This window comes from Myxococcus sp. CA005, from assembly GCF_006518205.1.
In the GTDB taxonomy this organism is placed as follows: Bacteria; Myxococcota; Myxococcia; order Myxococcales; family Myxococcaceae; genus Myxococcus; species Myxococcus xanthus.
On sequence record NZ_SRLV01000002.1, the window covers coordinates 84,572 to 102,454 of the forward strand.

The 17,883-nt window shown below is 70.3% G+C and carries 17 protein-coding genes; 9 read left to right on the forward strand and 8 right to left on the reverse strand.

The annotated features are described in order from the left end of the window. The first annotated feature begins 109 nt into the window (after window positions 1–109). The 7 genes from FMQ63_RS01280 (at window position 110) to FMQ63_RS01310 (ending at window position 8,479) form a co-directional block, all read left to right on the forward strand. Entirely contained in the window at window positions 110–1,750 is a 1,641-nt protein-coding gene (locus FMQ63_RS01280; RefSeq protein WP_011556695.1) for a hypothetical protein, read from the forward strand. 168 nt (window positions 1,751–1,918) lie between these two features. Next, a complete protein-coding gene (locus FMQ63_RS01285) occupies window positions 1,919–2,143 on the forward strand; it encodes a hypothetical protein (protein WP_020477956.1) in 225 nt (74 codons plus the stop codon). Between the two features lie 92 nt (window positions 2,144–2,235). Continuing rightward, entirely contained in the window at window positions 2,236–3,726 is a 1,491-nt protein-coding gene (glpK, locus tag FMQ63_RS01290; RefSeq protein WP_011556696.1) for a glycerol kinase GlpK, read from the forward strand. After that, window positions 3,723–5,084: a hypothetical protein gene (locus FMQ63_RS01295; protein ID WP_225909586.1), complete on the forward strand. Its 1,362-nt coding sequence runs from the start codon at window positions 3,723–3,725 to the stop codon at window positions 5,082–5,084. Before glpK ends, FMQ63_RS01295 begins: the two co-directional genes overlap by 4 nt. A 53-nt stretch (window positions 5,085–5,137) precedes the next feature. Next, window positions 5,138–5,449, forward strand: a complete 312-nt coding sequence (locus tag FMQ63_RS01300; RefSeq protein WP_011556698.1) for a 4a-hydroxytetrahydrobiopterin dehydratase — start codon at window positions 5,138–5,140, stop codon at window positions 5,447–5,449. Further along, window positions 5,446–6,738 carry a hypothetical protein gene (locus FMQ63_RS01305; RefSeq protein ID WP_011556699.1) on the forward strand — a complete coding sequence of 431 codons (1,293 nt, stop codon included), beginning with the start codon at window positions 5,446–5,448 and terminating at the stop codon, window positions 6,736–6,738. Before FMQ63_RS01300 ends, FMQ63_RS01305 begins: the two co-directional genes overlap by 4 nt. Before the next feature lie 229 nt (window positions 6,739–6,967). Beyond that, the gene (locus tag FMQ63_RS01310) at window positions 6,968–8,479 is read left to right on the forward strand and encodes a hypothetical protein (protein ID WP_228556348.1); all 1,512 of its coding nucleotides are present in this window, start codon (window positions 6,968–6,970) and stop codon (window positions 8,477–8,479) included. Between the two features lie 73 nt (window positions 8,480–8,552). Here FMQ63_RS01310 and FMQ63_RS01315 read toward each other — a convergent pair whose 3' ends face one another. From FMQ63_RS01315 to FMQ63_RS37260, 7 genes are all read right to left on the reverse strand, one after another. Next, window positions 8,553–8,954 carry a hypothetical protein gene (locus tag FMQ63_RS01315; RefSeq protein ID WP_011556701.1) on the reverse strand — a complete coding sequence of 134 codons (402 nt, stop codon included), beginning with the start codon at window positions 8,952–8,954 and terminating at the stop codon, window positions 8,553–8,555. 167 nt (window positions 8,955–9,121) lie between these two features. Continuing rightward, window positions 9,122–10,210 (reverse strand): succinyl-diaminopimelate desuccinylase, encoded by a 1,089-nt coding sequence (gene dapE, locus FMQ63_RS01320; RefSeq protein WP_011556702.1) that lies wholly within the window; start codon window positions 10,208–10,210, stop codon window positions 9,122–9,124. A 25-nt stretch (window positions 10,211–10,235) separates the two neighbouring features. Then, complete coding sequence (locus FMQ63_RS01325; RefSeq protein WP_011556703.1) at window positions 10,236–10,886, reverse strand: dimethylsulfonioproprionate lyase family protein; 651 nt, start codon at window positions 10,884–10,886, stop codon at window positions 10,236–10,238. A 40-nt stretch (window positions 10,887–10,926) separates the two neighbouring features. Further along, window positions 10,927–11,751 (reverse strand): 2,3,4,5-tetrahydropyridine-2,6-dicarboxylate N-succinyltransferase, encoded by an 825-nt coding sequence (locus FMQ63_RS01330; protein WP_026114045.1) that lies wholly within the window; start codon window positions 11,749–11,751, stop codon window positions 10,927–10,929. Window positions 11,752–11,804: 53 nt separating this feature from the next. Next, window positions 11,805–12,122 carry a hypothetical protein gene (locus FMQ63_RS01335; RefSeq protein WP_216608389.1) on the reverse strand — a complete coding sequence of 106 codons (318 nt, stop codon included), beginning with the start codon at window positions 12,120–12,122 and terminating at the stop codon, window positions 11,805–11,807. 213 nt (window positions 12,123–12,335) lie between these two features. Continuing rightward, complete coding sequence (locus FMQ63_RS37755) at window positions 12,336–12,695, reverse strand: hypothetical protein (protein ID WP_225909588.1); 360 nt, start codon at window positions 12,693–12,695, stop codon at window positions 12,336–12,338. Between the two features lie 291 nt (window positions 12,696–12,986). After that, complete coding sequence (locus FMQ63_RS37260; protein ID WP_225888260.1) at window positions 12,987–13,223, reverse strand: SelT/SelW/SelH family protein; 237 nt, start codon at window positions 13,221–13,223, stop codon at window positions 12,987–12,989. 188 nt (window positions 13,224–13,411) lie between these two features. Between FMQ63_RS37260 and FMQ63_RS01345 the strand changes: the two genes are divergently transcribed. Together FMQ63_RS01345 and FMQ63_RS01350 are read left to right on the forward strand one after the other, a co-directional pair. Then, window positions 13,412–14,854: an aminotransferase class I/II-fold pyridoxal phosphate-dependent enzyme gene (locus FMQ63_RS01345; RefSeq protein WP_011556708.1), complete on the forward strand. Its 1,443-nt coding sequence runs from the start codon at window positions 13,412–13,414 to the stop codon at window positions 14,852–14,854. Between the two features lie 81 nt (window positions 14,855–14,935). Next, a complete protein-coding gene (locus tag FMQ63_RS01350) occupies window positions 14,936–15,655 on the forward strand; it encodes a glycosyltransferase family 2 protein (RefSeq protein WP_011556709.1) in 720 nt (239 codons plus the stop codon). A gap of 42 nt (window positions 15,656–15,697) precedes the next feature. Here the strand turns inward: FMQ63_RS01350 and FMQ63_RS01355 are convergent, their stop codons facing one another. Then, a complete protein-coding gene (locus FMQ63_RS01355; protein WP_011556710.1) occupies window positions 15,698–17,797 on the reverse strand; it encodes a cation:proton antiporter in 2,100 nt (699 codons plus the stop codon). Window positions 17,798–17,883: the final 86 nt, after the last annotated feature.

Consider the following 17,883-nt stretch of genomic DNA (forward strand, 5'->3'; position numbering starts at 1 on the left):
CCCCTGCCACCCCCACGGCCCGGCATTCGCCCCCTGGCACCCTGCTTGCCTCTGGAGTCAGGACGCGAAGTAACGCGTCCAAAGACAGACACCGGAGGCGGACCCAGGTATGAGCGGACTTGGACAGTGCAAGTGGTGGGCGGGCGTGCTCGGGCTGACATTGCTGCTGAGCTGTCACGGCAGCGAGCAGCTCCAGTCGCCGCCGTCCACGGACGATGGGATTGGCGAAGGGAACGAACCACCACCCACCGAGCCGCCCGGAGATCCACCACCGGGCGAAGGCGAGGAGCCGCCGCCCGTGGGTGAAGAGGATCCGGACTCGGGGACGCCCGTGGACCCACCACCGGTGGAGCCGGACGCGGGCACGAACGGTCCCGGGGACGGCGGCGAACCCATTCCTCCCGACAGCGCGAACTGGCGCTTCTTGGGTACCGCCGAGGGCGGCCCTCGCGAGGTCCTGGGTGTCACCCAGGACGAGGGCGGCAACATCTGGGTCGCGGGCGGCGAGGACGGCCTGTGCCTCCTGCGTCCGGGCGCCACCGCCCTGCGTTGCTACACCCTGGCGGACGGCCTGAAGCCCTGGGCGCCGTGGAAGGGCAAGGACCCAGCACCCGAAGCGCGCTACCTCAAGGTCCTCTCGGTGACGGGGGGCCCCGCGGGCACCGTCTTCGTCGGCTACGAGGGCCGGCCCAACTGCGAGAGCGAGTTCTACAAGGCCCCCGGCGTGTTCGAGGACCCCGCCATCTTCAAGAGCGGTGACGCGGACCGCGTGGAGCTCCAGGCGGACGGAACGCTCCGCGTGGTGCACTACGACCTCCACTCGCCCGCGCACTCCGTGCCCGGTTACGGCCACCGCGAGAAGCTCTGCTCGGTGAACCGCATCATCTGGGACAAGGCACGCAACAGCCTGTGGTTCGCGTCCAACCACGGCCTGGCGTGGGGTGAGCCCGACTACCAGGGCGGCGAGGCGTGCACCAACGCCGAGGTCATCGCCGCCAACGCGTGGGTCTACACGGGGGGCGAGAATCGCCAGCGCTGCAAGTTCGGCGTCATGGAGCACATCCATCCCGCCATCGCGATGGGGGACGGCACCAGCGAGGACAGCCGGCTCGCCGGAGACGTCTGGGGCGTGGCGGTGCGGCCCGACGGCGACGTCTGGCTGGCCACGCACATCCGGACCACGCGGTTCAAGATCATGACCAACGCCGTGGGCCACGTAGGCACCGGCGCTCCATGGAACTTCGAGATGGCGCGCAAGCAGAGCGAGGAGAAGAAGCACGTCGCCAACCGCATCGACCTGTGGCCGGATGCCGTGGCCGAACCCCAGTTCCCCACCCATGCGCAGCGCAAGGACGACCTGGTGAGCGACCTGGTGCTGATGCCGGACGGCACCGTCTGGGTGTCCAGCTTCGCGTGGGGCCTGGCGAAGATGAGCGACGCCGGACTGGTGACGGGCTACCTGCTGGAGGGCGACGGCGACCGCAACATCTCCTCGCTGGAGCTGGACCCGCGCGACGGCAGCCTCTGGATTGGCCACCGCTGGGGCAAGGGCCTGAGGCGCATGCACGGCGAGGGGGAGTTCGTCAGCCACAACCCGGCGCTCGGAGGGCTGTCCGCCCTGCCCGTCTGGGACATCCAGATGGTGGGCAGCGGTGACGCGCGCAAGGTGCTGGTGGCCTTCAGTGCCCAGCGGGACGCGGCGGGCACCATCGTCCGCCCTGGGGCCATCGGCATCTACAGCGGGAAGTAGGCAGACCGCATGGCTGCCTCCCGTGCCCGCCAGGGGGCCCGGGAGGCACGTCCTTCGGCCAGGGCTGCCCCCGGCGGAGGGAAGCGTCAACTTGAGGGCACTCCGCGCCCGCGGGGCATCTCCGCCCCGGCGGGGGCTCTCAACGCATCGACGAACAGAGGAGCCACCATGTCGCTACTGGACAACATCTTGGGGAATCGTCGCAGCTCGGGCTTCGGTGGATGGAACCGTGGCCGGAGCAGGTATGGACGCCGGGGCCACGGCGGTTACGGCCGCGGCCGCGCGGCCTCGAGCGGCGTGTTCGGCAGCCCGCTGGGCCGCCTCGCCCTGGGCGGGCTGGCCGCGTTCGGCCTTCGGAAGGTGCTCGGAAACCGGCGCCCCTACGGCTACTAGCCGCGTCGCCGGGCAGGAAGCACGCCTGCCCGGCCCCTCGTCTGGAGTAGGGTCCCTCCCCGCTGGCATCCACCATAGGGAGGGCACACCCCATGCCGAAGGCGAAGTACGTCCTGGCCCTGGACCAGGGCACCACTGGAACGCACGTCTCCATCCTCGACACGAAGCTGCAGGTGGTCGGCCGCTCCTACAAGGAGTTCACCCAGCACTTCCCCAAGCCGTCCTGGGTGGAGCACGACCTGGATGAAATCTGGGCCAGCAGTGAATGGTGTATCGCCCGGGCGCTGAAGAGCGCGGGCCTTCGCGGCAAGGACATCGCCGCCATCGGCATCACCAACCAGCGCGAGACGACGGGCCTGTGGATGCGCGGCAGCGGACAGCCGTTGTCCCACGCCATCGTCTGGCAGGACCGCCGCACCGCCGAGCAGTGCCGCCGGCTCAAGGAGCAGGGCGTGGAGCCGCGCGTGCGCGAGGTGACGGGGCTGGTGGTGGACCCGTACTTCTCCGGCACCAAGCTCACGTGGATGTTCGACCACCTGAAGGGCGCGCGCGCGAAGGCGGAGAAGGGCGACGTGTGCTTCGGCACCATCGACACCTGGCTCGTCTACAAGCTCACCGGCGGCGCGGCGCACGTCACCGACGTGTCCAACGCCAGCCGCACGCTGCTCATGGATTTGACGACGCTCCAGTGGAGCGACGAGATGCGCGCCATGCTGTCCGTCCCGGCCGCGTGCCTGCCGCAGATTCGCGGCTCCGCGGAGGTGTACGGCACCACGCGTGGCATGCGCAGCCTGCCGGACGGCATCCCCGTGGCGGGCATGGCGGGAGACCAGCAGGCCGCGCTCTTCGGCCAGGCGTGCTTCGAGCCCGGCGAATCCAAGTGCACCTATGGCACCGGCGCCTTCCTGCTGATGAACACCGGCTCGGAGCCGGTGCGCTCGTCGGCGGGCCTGCTCACTACCGTAGCGTGGCGGCTGGGCGGGACGGGCACCACCACGTACGCGCTGGAGGGCAGCAGCTTCATCGCCGGCGCGGCGGTGCAGTGGATGCGCGACGGGCTCAAGGTCATCAAGCGCGCGCCGGACATCGAAGCGCTGGCCGCCAGCGTGAAGGACTCCGGGGACGTGGTCTTCGTGCCCGCGCTGGCCGGCCTGGGCGCGCCACACTGGCGGCCCGAGGCGCGCGGCCTCTTCGCTGGCATCGACCGCTCCACCACCGTGGCCCACATGGCGCGCGCGGTGCTGGAGGGCATCGCGCTGCAGATTCATGACCTGGCGGAGGCCATGCGCCGCGACAGCGGGCGGGACATCCCCGTGTTCAAGGCGGACGGCGGCGCGGCGGCCAACAACCTCCTCATGCAGTTCCAGGCGGATGTGCTGGGCGTGCCGCTGGTGCGCCCGCGCAACCTGGAGACGACGAGCCTGGGCGCGGCGTTCCTCGGCGGCCTGGGCGCGGGCATCTGGGACAGCCCGGAGGCCATCCGCCGCGCATGGAAGGCGGAGAAGACGTTCAAGCCGAAGATGAAGCCGGATGCCCGCGAGCGACACCTGGCCAAGTGGAAGCGGGCCGTGGAGCGCGCGTGAGACAGGCCCCCCAGGTCCTTCGGTTGCTGACGGTGCTGCTGGCGGTGGGCACGGGGGTGGGGTGCCCCATGGGCCCTTGCGAGGAGCACGGGCCATCCCCCCTCTTCAACGACGCGATGGTCGGCGTGGGCCAGCCGCAGGCGCTCACCGTCCACGGCGTCTTCAGCAGGTGTGACTCCTCGCAGGAAGACCGGGCGCAATCCGTCTCCGTGGAGGTGAGGGACCCGCAGAACCGCGTGGTCCCCGCCACCGCGCAGCTGGCGGTGCATGGGAGGTCCGCCATCGTGCGGTTCACGCCGGAGCAGACGGGGCGCCACCACCTCGTCGTCGCCTTCTCTCCGGTGGGCAGCATCCGCCAGTCCTCCCTCTACGCGGTGGAGGACCACAGCGCCCAGGCGCCCCTGGCGGACTTGTCCACCGTGCTGGAGTGCCGTGGCGTGGACCGGACGTCGTCGGGAACGTGGCTGTGCGGCAGCCAGGCGCTGCGCACGCCGGACCAGGAGCCCCAGCCCCTGGGCGACTACTTCGCCCCCGCCGTCGTGGCCGGCGACGTGGTGTGGGTGACGGAGGCCGCCCGGGTGCGCCGCTATGTCGACCTGGGAAACGGGCCCCTCGCGACCTCCGCCGATGCGCCCTTCCCCGCCACGGGCGCGCCCGCCGATGCGCCGCCCCATGCGCGGCTCGCCACCGCGACGGAGTTGCTGCTGCTGGATGAAACGCATCTGCACCGCTACGCCTTCTCGGAGGAGGAGGGACTGCGCGCCACGGGCTCCCCCCCCGTTCCTCCCTCGCGGCTGGCCACGTTCAGCGATGACATCCCCTCGCTGCTGATGCGCGCGGGCGAGCGGCTTCTGGTGGTCCGCATCGCCGATGCGCCAGCGCCCGCCACCATGGCCATCGAGGCCTGCCCCTACCAGCTCGACGCCGCGGGCGCGCCGCAGCCCGTCCCCGGCGAGCCCTGCCATAGCGTCCCCGGACTGCCCGTGGGCCATGAGGAGGGTGTGCTGTGGGTGCGCGCCGCCTCCGGCCCGCAGAGCCTGGCGCTGCTCCGGTACTCGGCGGCGAGCGGCCGCCTGCGCCTGGACGGCGTCATGGAGATGACCTCCTCCTTCCATTTCCAGGGCGCCGAGCGTCTGCGGACAACGGGCTTCGGCGTCCCCGTGGTGTCGCCGGCCACGGGTTCCTCGAGGCCCTACGCCGTGCCCCGCTGGAGCGCGGAGACGGGCACCGTCGTCCTGGAGCTGCTGCCGTCTCCTGACGGGCGCCGGCCACCCTTCGTCGGTCGGCGCTACTTCCACCTGGAGCACTGGAACATTCTGTACGGCGTGAAAGTGTACGCGCGGCCGTCCACCCCGTGACGATGGACGGCGGGTGTCTTCCCTCAAGCCTGGGAGCGGGTAGAAAGGCGGCCATGGCTTCCAAACCCACGCTGCTCGCACCCGAGGCGCTCCAGTCCTTCCTCTCGCAGCACACCGAGTGGAAGCACGAGGGCGGGATGATTCGCCGCACCTTCGAGGCCCCCACCTTCCTCGCCGGCATCGCCTTCGTGGAGCAGGTGGCGCAGGCGGCGGAGAAGGCGGACCACCACCCGGACATCGACATCCGCTGGCGCAAGGTCACGCTGGCGCTCGTCACCCACGACGCCGGGGGCCTCACCGCCCGCGACACCGCGCTGGCCACCGAGGCGGACCGTCTCTTCACGGAGGCCACGCGCGCTCGGTGAGTCCTTCCAGGTCGGTGGCGCGTCCGGCAGGACGCGGTGGCGGGGGGGTGAAAGCGTTCGGGTGCGCGCTGGTGCTGGGCGCCACATCAGCGGCATGGGCGCAGGAGACGCCCCCGCCGCTGGAGCCTCGCCCGGAGCGGCTGTACCTCAACCCCGGCGCGCTGCTGGGCTCCGCGCGCATGGTGGCGATGGGCGGCGCGTACGTGGGCATCGCCGAGGGCGCCGCGGGGCTGCCCAGCAACCTGGCCTCGCTGGCGCACCGGGGTCCGGCCTTGGAGAAGGACTGGGATTTGGGCGTCACCCTGTCCTGGTTGGACCTGCCCTTCACCGGCTCGCGCAAGCGGGACGTGGACAACGACGGGCAGCCCGACGAGTCCCACGACAGCCGGCAACTGCTGGGCGGCCTGCTGCTCCAGTACAAGCGCTTCGGCATCGGCTTCGCGATGCGCAACAGCGTGGTGTCCTACTGCGCCACGGCCGCGTGCGCGGGGCCCGGTGAGCGCATCCGCGTGTCGCTCACGCAGTCGGTGCTGGCGGGGGCCATGTCCTTTGGCCAGGACGACTTCATCCTCGCGCTGGGCATCTACGCGGCGCAGGCCTCCTTCCGGCTGGACTCCGGAGGCACGGACCTGCGCTACGGCGACACGGGCGTGGCGGTGGACATCCTGTACCGGCCGCATGGGCGCCCCTGGCGCATGGGCGTGACGGTGCGGCCGGAGGTGGTGGGAGACTGGCGGCGCGAGCCGAAACAGCTCCCGGAGCTCGCGGGGCGTACCCTCTTCGGCGCGGTGGTGTCCCCCGCCGTGCTGTCGGTGGGCGCCAGCTGGCGGCTGGGCGAAGGCGCGGAGCGCTACAACCGGCTGTCCCCCGCGGCACGGCGACAGCTCCTCGTGGAGGGAGACGCGCTACCGGTGCCGGAAGCCGAGCCCCTGGACGCGCCCGCTGGCCGCTGGCTCATCAGCGCCCAGGTGGACCTCATCTCCAGCGTGGACAACGCGGTGCCCGCGCGCACCTTCGCGTCCACGGCGGACGAGGCCATGGTGGGCAAGGGCACCTCCTTCGCGCCGCGCATCGGCGTGGAGCATGACACGGTGCCGGGCATGATTCGGCTGCGGGCCGGCGCGTACGCGGAGCCGTCCCCCTTCGACAAGCGGCCCGCGCGCCCCCACGTCACCGGCGGATTCGAGGTGTTCGTCTTCCGCTACTGGGAGGACTGGTCCGTGACGGCCTCCTTCGACCTGGCGCGCCGCTACACCAACGTGGGCCTGTCCGTGGGCTTCTGGCGCTGAGGCCCCCTTAAGCGCCACGGCCATGGCATCCCAGGCCCCTGCTGGGGCAATGGGAGTGCCACCTTCGGGGCGACATTTCCCACTGTCAGCGGGGCCGCCTCACGCATCCGGGCGGCCAGGCAGGCAAACGCCCCAGTGGGTGTTGCTGACACAGACACGCATGCCGACCCTCCCCTGGGCGAAGCGGGGGGACTGCATGCATCCAGCGTGGCGATGGGTCCGGACCGTCGTGAGTGCGGCGGTTCTGGGTGGGGCGGGGTTGTGGCTGGGCTGTGGTGGGAAAAGCACGAGCGAGCTTCCCGGCGAGGAGCACTGTACGGAGGACCCCACGGGGGACTGCGTCGCGCCTCCGGAAGAAGCACCTGGTCCGGAGACCCCTCCGGAAGAGCGACCACCCGGCGTGCCACCGCCACCACCGCGTCCGCCACTGCCACCGCCGGGGCCGGGCAGCACGCTGTGGATGCAGCGCGAGGGCACGCCCCAGGACGACCTGGCGCTGGGCGCGGCGGTGGATGCCAGCGGCGACCTCCTCACGCTGTCGCTGCATGACATCGATGACCTGGACAGCCTTCAGCCCACGGATGACCGGGCGAAGCTGGTGCTGACGCGGCGCGCGCCCACGGGCGAGCCGCGCTGGCAGAAGGCCTTCGACGTGAGGGCCCCGGAGGCGCCGCCGGAGCGGCGCGCGTTCGTCCGGGGCCGCATCGCCGCGGACCCGGCGGGCGGCATCGTCATCGCCGGCACCACGGAGGGCGTCCTGGACCTCCTCAGCCACAAGCTGGGGGATGGCACCTTCGTGGTCCGGATGGACGCGGACGGCAACGTCCTGTGGACGAACACGCCCGTGGGCACCGGCCTCGCGGTGGCGGACCTGGCGGTGGACACCCAGGGACGGACGCTGGTGGCCTTCAACGCGCCGGGCAGCACGGACTTCGGCAACGGCGTCACCGGCGCTGGCGCGGTGGTGGTGACGTACGCCCACGGAGGGCTGGCCGAATCCGCCGTGTCCGTGGGCGAGCCCCAGGGGGGCGGGCGCGTGGCGCTCACGACGATGGCGGTGGATGGCGCCGGGCGCATGGCGGTGGGCGGCCAGTACGAGGGCGCGGTGCGCTTCGGCAGTCAGCAGGTGAGCGCCGCCGAAAGCGGCAGTCCCTTCGTCGCGCTCTACCAGCAAGGCTCGCTGACGTGGACCAAGGCCATGAGCCAGGCACGCGGCACCATGCGCGACGTGGCGATCGACGGCGAGGGCACCGTGGTGGCCGCGGGCCCATTCCTGGGCACCGTGCGCTGGGGTGACATGCAGGTGCCGGGGCATGCGTTCCGGGAAACCCCCTTCGTCGTCTCCGCCAAGGCGGAAGGACAGGAGACATGGGCCAAGGGCCTGGGGGACGGGCTCCAGGTGGACGCGCTCGCGCTGGCGCCCTCCGGAGAGCTGATGGTGGCGGGCTTCACCTTCAACCGCATCGAGAACGGCGTGGCAGGCAAGGACGGCATGGGCTCGGCGCAGCCCGTGGCCCTGCGCTACGACGCAGCGGGCACGTCGCTTCTCACGACGATGTTCCTGGCGGACCCGCCCCGGCCGAGAGGCGAGCTGTATGGCCTGGAAGCCATTCCCTCCATGGGCGTGCTGCCCGACGGGGATGTCTTCCTCTTCGGCCACACGGACCGCGAGACGGACTTCGGCACCGGACGCCAGAGCTTCGCGCGCGGCGATGTCTTCCTGCTGCGACTGAAGCGCTGAGCGGCGCCTGAAAACACCAAGGGCCATGGGAGTCCAGCCCCCATGGCCCTGAAGTGATTGTCCGCGGAACGCCTCAGCGGCGCGTCGTTCGCCGGGCCGGCGACTTCCGGGCGCCGCCACCCGTGGTGGTCCGCTTCGTCGCGGTGCCGCGCGTCCCCGTCTTGCGGGCGGTCCGTCCCGCCGTCCCCGTCTTCCGCGGGGTGGCCTTGCGCGCGCCGCGGCCGGTGGCACGCGTGGCGGACTTGCGCGTAGCGGACTTGCGGGTGGCCGTCTTCCCGCGTGCCGCCGTCTTCTTCGCGCGGGGAGTCCCACGCTTGGCGGTGGCCTTGCGCGCGGACTTCCGCGTGCTACCCGTCCGTGAAGCGCTCTTGCGCTTCGTGGCGGTGCGGCGCCGCGGCGTGGGCGCAATGCCCGCCTCCGCCGGGGAGGGAGAGACATCGTCGGTCAGCTGCGGATTGACGGACTCGTTCGTCATTCAGTCGGCTCCGGTTGGGGAAGACTGCAGGCGATGCATGGACAGGGTACGCCCATGCACGCCAGGGCGTGTGCGGTGAAGGCACGCAGATGAACGACAGCGGACGAATGACATGCACCGCGCGCGGGCGTCATGCCCCGGAGGGCATGTCCCGCGACGAGTCCTCGTCAGCTCGCGCCCTTGAGGAAGGCCGCGAGCTTCTCGTACGCGTCCGCGAGCGGCGCGATGGGCGCGCTCTCATTGGCCTGATGCGCCTGGGCCGTCTCACCGGGCCCGAAGTTGATGGCATCCACGCCCCACTCGCCGAAGCGCGCCACGTCCGTCCAGGCCTGCTTGGAGGCCGCGGGCAGGCCGGTGAGGGCCATCAACTTCTGGAACAGCGGGTTGCCCGCCACCACCGGGCCGCTGGGCGACGCATCGGTGAACTCCACCTCGGCCCGCCCGGCGACGAGCGCGTGCACGTCCGCCTTCGCCTGTTCGATGCTCTTGCCCGGCGCGAAGCGGTAGTTGAGGTTCAGCTCGAAGGCCTCGGGGATGACGTTGCGCGCGCGGCCACCCTTGGCGAGCGTGGCGTTGATGACCTCGTAGAACGGGAAGCCCGCGACGTTGACCTCCACGCGCTGACGCCCGAGCAACTCGGCGAGGAACGGCCCCGCCTTGTGGATGGCGTTCTCCCCCTGCCACGGCCGAGCGGAGTGCGCGCTGCGCCCGGTGAAACGCACGGTGACCTGCATGGAGCCGACGCAGCCCACCTGCACCACGCTGTCGGTGGGCTCCATGGCGATGCCGAACCGCACCTTCGCCAGGTCCGGCCGCTTCTCATACAGGGGGATGAGGCCGCTTTCGGCGTAAGCGCCCTCTTCGCGCTCGTAGAAGAGGAAGGCCAGATTCACGGGCAGCGTGTCGCGGCGCAAATCCTCCGCGAGCGCCATCATCACCGCCAACCCGCCCTTCATGTCCGAGGCGCCCAGCCCGAAGACGCGCTCGCCCTCGATGCGCGCCTCGCGGCCCGCGTCGCTGGGGTGCGCGGGCACCGTGTCCAGGTGACCGATGAGGGCCACCGTGGGGCGCGCATCCTCCAGCTTGCCGAGCAGCAGCGTGTGGCCGACTCGGAACACCTCTTCCCGCGGGAAGTGCTGGAGCGCCCAGCGCTCCACATGGTCGGCGATGGGCCCTTCCTGGGTGATGGGACTGGGGATGCGGCACAGCTCGAGCGTGGTGCGAGCCAGCCGCGTGGCGAGGTCGATGGAAGCCATACGCCTTCCACCATAGCGCCGGGCGTCAGCCGTCCGCGAACGCTTCCTCGAAGCTCGTCACGCCCTCCAGGACGGAGGCGCACAGACACGCCGGCCCTTCCGTCAGCGCCGTGAAGCCATGTGCGCTGCCGTCCGTCTTCTCCAGCTCCTCGCCGGGCCAGACCTCGTGCCCATCATCCTCGCGGAAGCCGCCCTCCAGCACCAGGTTCCACTCCCGGCCGTGGTGCGTGTGCCGGGGGTAGCGCACCCCTGGGTGGAGCCGGAGGATGGCGGCCATCGTGCCTTCGCGCGCGGGGCCCGTCTCCACCGGCATCAGCTCCGAGCCCTCCACCGGTCCGGGCATCCACGCCGCCGGGTCGCTCACAGCGTCCAGCAACGCCAGCGCTCGCTCGCGCGACAGGTCGAAGAAGGCCGCCACCCGGTCCGCGAAGCGGGCAAGCCTCCCCGGACCTTCCATCTGGTCCATCAACCGCGCCAGCACCGCGGGCGGCGGCACCACCAGCGACGCCAGCGCCGCGTGCGTGGACACCAGCCGGTCCGCCACCTCGCGGCACCTCGCGCACTCCGCGAGGTGCTGCTCGACGGACGCCCGGGCTGGGGCCTCCAGCATCCCCAGTGCCCATTCGGGCAGGATGTCGTCCAGATGGTGCGCCATCGTCACGTTCCGTGCCGTCACACGCCTTCTACGGCGCGCGCGGGCTGCTGGATTTCAGCCGTTACACCGCCACCGCGAAGTCGCGCAGCGCCGCATTGAGGCTGGTCTTCTGGTCGGTGGACTTCGTCCGCTGACCGATGATGAGCGCGCACGGCACCATGTACTTGCCGGCCGGGAACTGCTTCTCCCGCATGCCGGGAATCACCACGCTGCGCGCGGGGACGCGGCCCTTGAAGACACGCTCCTCGGGGCCGGTGACGTCGATGATTTGAGTGGACGCGGTGAGCACCACGTTGGCGCCCAGCACCGCCTCCTCCTCCACCACGACGCCCTCCACGACGATGGAGCGGCTGCCCAGGAAGGCACCGTCCTCGATAATGACGGGCGACGCGGAAGGCGGCTCCAGCACCCCGCCCAGCCCTACGCCGCCGGACAGGTGGACGTGCTTGCCCACCTGGGCGCAGCTGCCCACCGTGGCCCACGTGTCCACCATGGTGCCCGCGCCCACGCGCGCGCCGATGTTCACATAGCCCGGCATCACCACCGCGCCCTTCTCCACGAAGGCGCCGTAGCGCACCGTACCCGGGGGCACCACGCGCACGCCCGCCGCCTCCAGGCCCTTCTTCAGCGGTACCTTGTCGTAGAACTCGAAGGGCCCCACCTCCATCACCTTCATCTCCGACACCGCGAAGAAGAGGAGGATGGCCTCCTTCACCCAGGCGTTCACCTTCCAGCCGTCCACGCCCTTCTCCGCCACGCGGAGCTCACCCGAGTCCAGCCGCGCCAGCGTCTCGCGCACGGCGGCCACGTGGGCCGCGTCCTTCAACAACGTCCGATCCGCGAACGCGGCGGACACCCTCTGGGACAGCTCATCGATAGGGGCCATGGCGCCTCCTTGAAGCACAAAACCCCGCGCCGCGCCGCACCTGGTTGAAGGGCTCAGGCGGGAGTGGACGCCTCGTCCAGTTCCGCCAGGGGCAGGGTCTGCGTGGGAATCTCCGCGTGTGCGCCCTTGTCGGCCGCTACCACCCGCCCCGGCATCTGCCCCTCCAGGAACACCGAGCCCCGGGAGACATGCCGCACGCGGGCCAGCGGGAACTCCGTCCACTGCCGGCTGAAGGGCCAGCGCCGCGCGTAGAGGTGCTCGCGGCCAATGAGGGCTACGTAGCCCAGCATCGCCCCGCTTTCGTCCCGAACCCGCAGTCCACTGGTGAGGGAGCGCCGCTCGTAGGGCGACGCGACTGTCGGCCACGCCATGAGTGTCACCTCCTATGCCCTAAAGCTGGGGCCCCCACGCCATGTCCGGGAGCGGACCACCGGGACCTGATTCCCGCTTGGTTGCTCGGCCGCCTGCCCCGCGTAGCACTCGATTTTTCATGCCTTTCTTGGAATGTTGGCTGGACGCTTGCACACCAACGGCGAGGGACTCGGGCCGTGAGTGGTGCCGTTCACGTTCTTGTGAGAGGCATGTCAGTGAAAACCGTCGAAGGGGATGATGAGCGAGTCCCCTCCGTGGCCTCCATGCTCAACGGGCGTGTCCCTGCCTTTGACTCCATAGGTGACCGATACGTGCATCAACGGGGGACGGCCCTTCTTGAGTTCATGCCGAGCGCAGCAGACCTGCAGCCACGCGGCACCGAGCCTCCAGTCATGACAGCGCTGATGCAGCCCGCCATACAGTGGGATATGCGGTTTCAGACTGCGTGGCGCGCCGAAATCCTGCTCCAGGTACCGGCGCACGCTCTCCAGCGCCTCCGGACAACTCCCCTGCCGGAACGTGGCAATCGCGCCGACGCGCTGAAGCGCACCTTCGCTCGTGAACGAGGACATGAGATGCCCCTGGTATGCCCCCAGGGATACCTTGTTCCCGAGCTTCTCGACCTCGGCGCGAGTCATTGCAGGATGCAGTCGTGCAAAGACAGACTTCTCAGCCGCCGCCAGGGGCGTGACCCAAAGAAGAGCAGCAACGCCAAGGACTCTCGTGGCACAGCGCCGTGCAGACATTGAAGTTCCCCTGCTCAACCATGGCGAATCTCGTCCGCGCGAAGCGGGCGCGTCGTGAGGCGGCCCGCCCCTCACTCGCGCCCAGCATCGCACGAAGCGGCCAAGGCAACCTGCCCGCTACCGCCCCAGCACCTTCGCCACCGCGTCCACCACCTCGTGGTCCGTGGGGAATGCGAGCGACGCCTTCCGGATGACGACCTTGCCATCCACGGCGACCTCGTAGCTACCCGAAGGGCCCGGCAACAGCTCTGCCTCTACATCCAGCTCATCCTTCAATGCGGCCGCCGCACGGGCGGCCCGAGGCCTGTAGCCTCAAGCGGTACAGTAGGTAATCGTCACCTTCGGGTCGGCCATGGCCATCCTCCTCACGTGAGCAGGGCACACGGCATGCGCGCCCCATGAGCCAAGCTTAGTGCGCGCCACCACCACACGCCACCCCGCCTGCTCACTCGCCCCTTCTTACCAAGGGTTCTCCGCACACCCGGTAACGGACGAAGGGACCATTCCGCCCTCGCACCGGCACGGTTACGTTCCGCCGCGCCATGACGGACTTTCAAGCGCGAATCGCTGCCGCCTACGACGCTGACGCCTTCCGCCGTGAATCCCACCGGCTGATGGACACGCTCTCCGACTACCTCGCGCGCGCCACCCGCGCCGAAGGCCCCGTGCTCCCCTGGGCCGCCCCCGCGGTGAACGTGGACCGCTTCGCCGCAGCCTTCCCCGAAGCGCCCACGGGCGACTTCGCAGACCTCATCACCCGCGTGCTCTCCGGGTCCAACCACCTGCACCACCCACGCTACGTGGGCCACCAGGTGACGGCCCCCGTGCCGCTGGCCGCCCTGTGCGACGCGGTGTCTTCCCTGCTCAACAACGGCATGGCCGTGTACGAGATGGGCCCCGTCTCCACCGCCATGGAGCGCAACGTCCTGCGCTGGATGGCCGCGCGGCTCGGCCTGCCCGAAACAACCGACGGCGTGCTCACCTCCGGCGGCTCCCTGGGCAACCTCACCGCCCTGCTCGCCGCGCGGCAGGCCAAGGCCGGCTACGACGCGTGGAACGGCGGCGCCCACGCCGGCCCGCCCCTCACCGTGCTGACCGCCCAGACGACGCACTACAGCCTCGCCCGCGCCACCCGCGTCATGGGCTTTGGCGAAGGCGGCGTGACGCCCGTCCCGGTGGACGAACACTTCCGCCTGCGCCCCGAGGCACTCGACGCCGCGCTCGAGTCCGCCACGCGCGCTGGGCGCAAGCCCATCGCCGTGGTGGCCAACGCCGGCTCCACCGCCACCGGCGCCTTCGACCCACTGGAACCCGTGGCCGACTTCTGCGAGCGCCATGACCTGTGGTTCCACGTCGACGGCGCACACGGCGCCTCCGCCGTCCTCAGCCCCGCCCACCGGCACCTCGTGCGCGGCATCGACCGGGCGGACTCCGTGGTGTGGGACGCCCACAAGGGGCTGCTGATGCCCGCGCTGGTAACGGCCGTCCTCTTCCGCGACGGCGCCCGCTCCTTCGAGTCCTTCTCACAGGAGGCCAGCTACATCTTCCACGGCGACGCGGAGCGCCCCTGGAGCGACGTGGCCCTGCGCACCCTGGAGTGCACCAAGGAGATGATGGCCCTCAAGGTGTACGCCTGCCTCGCCGTGCTGGGCACCCGGCTCTTCTCCGACGCGGTGACGGAGTCCTACGAGCAGGCCCACCGCTTCGCCCAGCGCCTCTCCGCCGCCAGCGACTTCGAGGTCGCCGTGCCGCCCGAGTGCAACATCCTCTGCTTCCGCCACACGCCCGCGCACGTCCCCGCCGAGCAGTGGGACACCCTCCAGACGAAGCTGCGCGAGCGACTGGTGACTCGCGGAGATTTCTACCTGGTGCAGACAAAGCTGCCCCGTGGCGTCTATCTCCGTGTCACCCTCATCAACCCGCTCACCACCGACGCGGACCTGGACGCCCTCATGGACGCGCTCCGGGCCGCAGCGCTCCGCTGAACGCCGCGCCCCACCCGGCCCGCACCTTCCGTGCCAGAAGGTCGCCCCATGACGCAAAATGCGGTACAGCCGCAAAACGCCATGCTCGTCTCACTCGTCATCCCCGTCTACAACGAGATTCCCACCCTCGCCGAACTGCTGCGCCGCTGCGTCGCCGTCGACTTCCCGAAGGAGCTCGTCCTCATCGACGACTGCTCCAAGGACGGCAGCCGCGAATTCCTGCGCCAGCTTCAGGAGCAGGGTGTGGGCCTGTTGGGCGGTACACCGCGCAACCGCAACGAGGTGCGCGTCCTCTTCCAGGAGAAGAACCAGGGCAAGGGAGCGGCGCTGCGGCGAGGCTTCACCGAATCCACGGGTGACATCATCATCGTCCAGGACGCGGACCTGGAATACGACCCGCGCGACATCCCCAACGTCATCCAGCCCATCATCGACGGGGTCGCGGACGTCGTCTTCGGCAGCCGCTTCACCGGCACGCCCCGGCGCGTCCTCTATTACTGGCACACCGTGCTGAACAACGTGCTCACCACGCTGTCCAACATGACCAGCGGCCTGAACCTCACCGACATGGAGACCTGCTACAAGGCCTTCCGCGCCGAGGTGCTGCGCTCCGTGCAGGTGGAGGAGGACCGCTTCGGCTTCGAGCCGGAAATCACCGCCAAGGTGGCCCGTGGCCGCTGGCGCGTCTTCGAGGTGCCCATCAGCTACCACGGGCGCACCTACGAAGAGGGCAAGAAGATTGGCTGGAAGGACGGCGTACGCGCCCTCTACGCCATCGCCAAGTACAGCGTGAAGCGGTAGGCCCCGGAGGCGGCACGAACGCCGCCCCCAGGCCCGTGTCCCTCACACCTGGGCGCCCGTCGGCTCCGGCTCCGAGGTGGGCGCCGGTGCACCGGTGAGCAGGCTCTTGGCCGCCTCCACCGCGTCCTGCGTACCCGTCAGCGCCAGCACGTCACCCGGCTGCAGCACCTCCTGCGCGGACGGCACGGACACGCTCGAGTCCCCGCGCCGGATGGCCAGCACCGTGGCCCCCGTGAGGCCGCGGAGGTTCACCTCGGCCAGCGTCTTCCCCGCCGCGGGACTGGAGGTCTCCAGCCGCACGGGCACGGGCTCGCCCAGGCCCGGGAGCACCTTGGAGACGTGGTCGAGCGCGTGCTCATCCGCGCCCGGCTCTCGCGAGTGGGACTGCGCCGCCAGCGCCTCCACGATGACCTGCGCGCCCGCGCGGACGTGGCCGTGCAGGTTGGTGGCGCCTCGCCAGAACGTCACGCCCAGCGCGCCAATCAGGGCCAGCAAGATGAGGGGGCCCATGGCGCCCCGGACGAAGGGCTGGGTAATCGCCACCACGGGCACGCTCACCAGCAGGATGATGCCCAGTTGCAGCGTCACCAGCAGCACGCGCCGGGGCGCCGCCGCTAGGTCCACCCGCCCATCCTTCCGCCCGGGTAGCGCCGCCTCCGCCAGCTCCTCGCCCAACCGGCGCGCCACCTGCACCACGCCCACCAGGAACGGGATGGAGAGCAGCACCGCGCCGCCCAGGATGATGTAGCGGGACAGGTTCTCATCGATGCCCAGCCGCTGCTCGATGAGGGAGCCCAGCTTGCCCGCTGTCAACGACGTGCCAATCACCAGGACAATCAGCAACACGGCGTCCAGCACCATCAACCGCGCCAGCCGCCGCACCGAGGCCCCGAACGTCTGGCGCCGGGGCGCGTCGCGCAGCCGCTCAACCCAGGTGCCGTACAACGTCACGAACGTCTGCAGCGGCTTGGGCAGCTTGCGGTCCACATAGCTGGCCACCGGCCCTGACACGCGAATCAGCAGGGGCGTCGTGAGCGTCGTAATCGCGGAGACGGCCACCGCCACCGGGTAGATGAAGTTGCCCGTGGCCTTCAGCGACAGGCCCAGGCCCGCGATGATGAAGGAGAACTCGCCAATCTGCGCCAGGCTCATGCCCGCCTGCACGGAGGTCCGGGTGCTGTGCCCCGTGAGGAACGCGCCCAGCGTCACGCTGAAGAGCTTGCCAACGATGACCACGACCGTGAGCACCAGGATGGCCGCCCAGTGCTCCGCGATGAGCGCCGGGTTGATGAGCATGCCCACGGACACGAAGAAGATGGCCGCGAAGATGTCCTTCACCGGCTGCACCAGGTGCTCCACCACCTTCTCCTCGCCGGACTCCGCCACCAGCGAGCCCGCCAGGAAGGCCCCCAGCGCCACCGAATACCCGAAGGCCTGCGCCAGCAGCGCCACCGCGAAGCAGATGCCCACGCTGGCCACCAGGGTCGTCTCTGGCTTGTTGAGCTTCACCACGTAGCGCACCGCGCGGGGGATGATGAACAGCCCCACCACCACCAGCCCGACGAGGAACGCCACCAGGCGGCCCGTCGTCAACGACAGCTCCCCCACGGACAGGCCAGTGCCGGAGGAGATGGCCGTCAGCGTCGCCATCAGGAGGACGGCGATGAGGTCCTCGACGATGAGGACGCCCACCACCAGTTCCCGCAGCCGGCCCCGGATGTTCTGCTCGTCGAAGGCCTTGGCGATGATGGTGGTGCTGGACACGGAGATGAGCGCGCCAGTGAAGAGGCTCTCCAGGGTGGTCCACCCGAAGGCGCGCCCCACCACGAAGCCCAGCCAAATCATGATGCTGCACTGGATGACGGCGGTGACACCCGCCGTGGGGCCCACGGCGAACAGCTTGCGGAGGCTGAACTCCAACCCCAACGAGAACATCAGGAGGATGACGCCCAGCTCCGAGAGCGTCGTCACCACCTCCGGGTTGGCGACCAGCGGAATCGGCAGGTACGGGCCGACGACGAGGCCGGCCAGGATGTAGCCCAGCACCACGGGCTGGCGAAGCTTCTGGAAGAGGACCGTCGTCACTGCCGCGACGCACAGGACGACGGCAATGGCTTGGAGGACCTCGTGGGCTCCATGCATCGGTACACCTCGAAAAAAACAACCTAGCGGAAGATTGAGGTTCGGACCGGCCCGGCGCCGTGCGTCGGACCGCGCATCATGCGGGA

What these genes read in the sequence shown, in the direction of transcription:
- FMQ63_RS01280 (WP_011556695.1), top strand. Translation starts at nt 110, where the DNA reads ATGAGCGGACTTGGACAGTGCAAGTGGTGGGCGGGCGTGCTCGGGCTG.
- FMQ63_RS01285 (WP_020477956.1), top strand. Translation starts at nt 1,919, where the DNA reads ATGTCGCTACTGGACAACATCTTGGGGAATCGTCGCAGCTCGGGCTTC.
- glpK (WP_011556696.1), top strand. Translation starts at nt 2,236, where the DNA reads ATGCCGAAGGCGAAGTACGTCCTGGCCCTGGACCAGGGCACCACTGGA.
- FMQ63_RS01300 (WP_011556698.1), top strand. Translation starts at nt 5,138, where the DNA reads ATGGCTTCCAAACCCACGCTGCTCGCACCCGAGGCGCTCCAGTCCTTC.
- FMQ63_RS01315 (WP_011556701.1), bottom strand. Translation starts at nt 8,954, where the DNA reads ATGACGAACGAGTCCGTCAATCCGCAGCTGACCGACGATGTCTCTCCC.
- dapE (WP_011556702.1), bottom strand. Translation starts at nt 10,210, where the DNA reads ATGGCTTCCATCGACCTCGCCACGCGGCTGGCTCGCACCACGCTCGAG.
- FMQ63_RS01330 (WP_026114045.1), bottom strand. Translation starts at nt 11,751, where the DNA reads ATGGCCCCTATCGATGAGCTGTCCCAGAGGGTGTCCGCCGCGTTCGCG.
- FMQ63_RS01335 (WP_216608389.1), bottom strand. Translation starts at nt 12,122, where the DNA reads ATGGCGTGGCCGACAGTCGCGTCGCCCTACGAGCGGCGCTCCCTCACC.
- FMQ63_RS37755 (WP_225909588.1), bottom strand. Translation starts at nt 12,695, where the DNA reads ATGTCCTCGTTCACGAGCGAAGGTGCGCTTCAGCGCGTCGGCGCGATT.
- FMQ63_RS01345 (WP_011556708.1), top strand. Translation starts at nt 13,412, where the DNA reads ATGACGGACTTTCAAGCGCGAATCGCTGCCGCCTACGACGCTGACGCC.
- FMQ63_RS01350 (WP_011556709.1), top strand. Translation starts at nt 14,936, where the DNA reads ATGCTCGTCTCACTCGTCATCCCCGTCTACAACGAGATTCCCACCCTC.
- FMQ63_RS01355 (WP_011556710.1), bottom strand. Translation starts at nt 17,797, where the DNA reads ATGCATGGAGCCCACGAGGTCCTCCAAGCCATTGCCGTCGTCCTGTGC.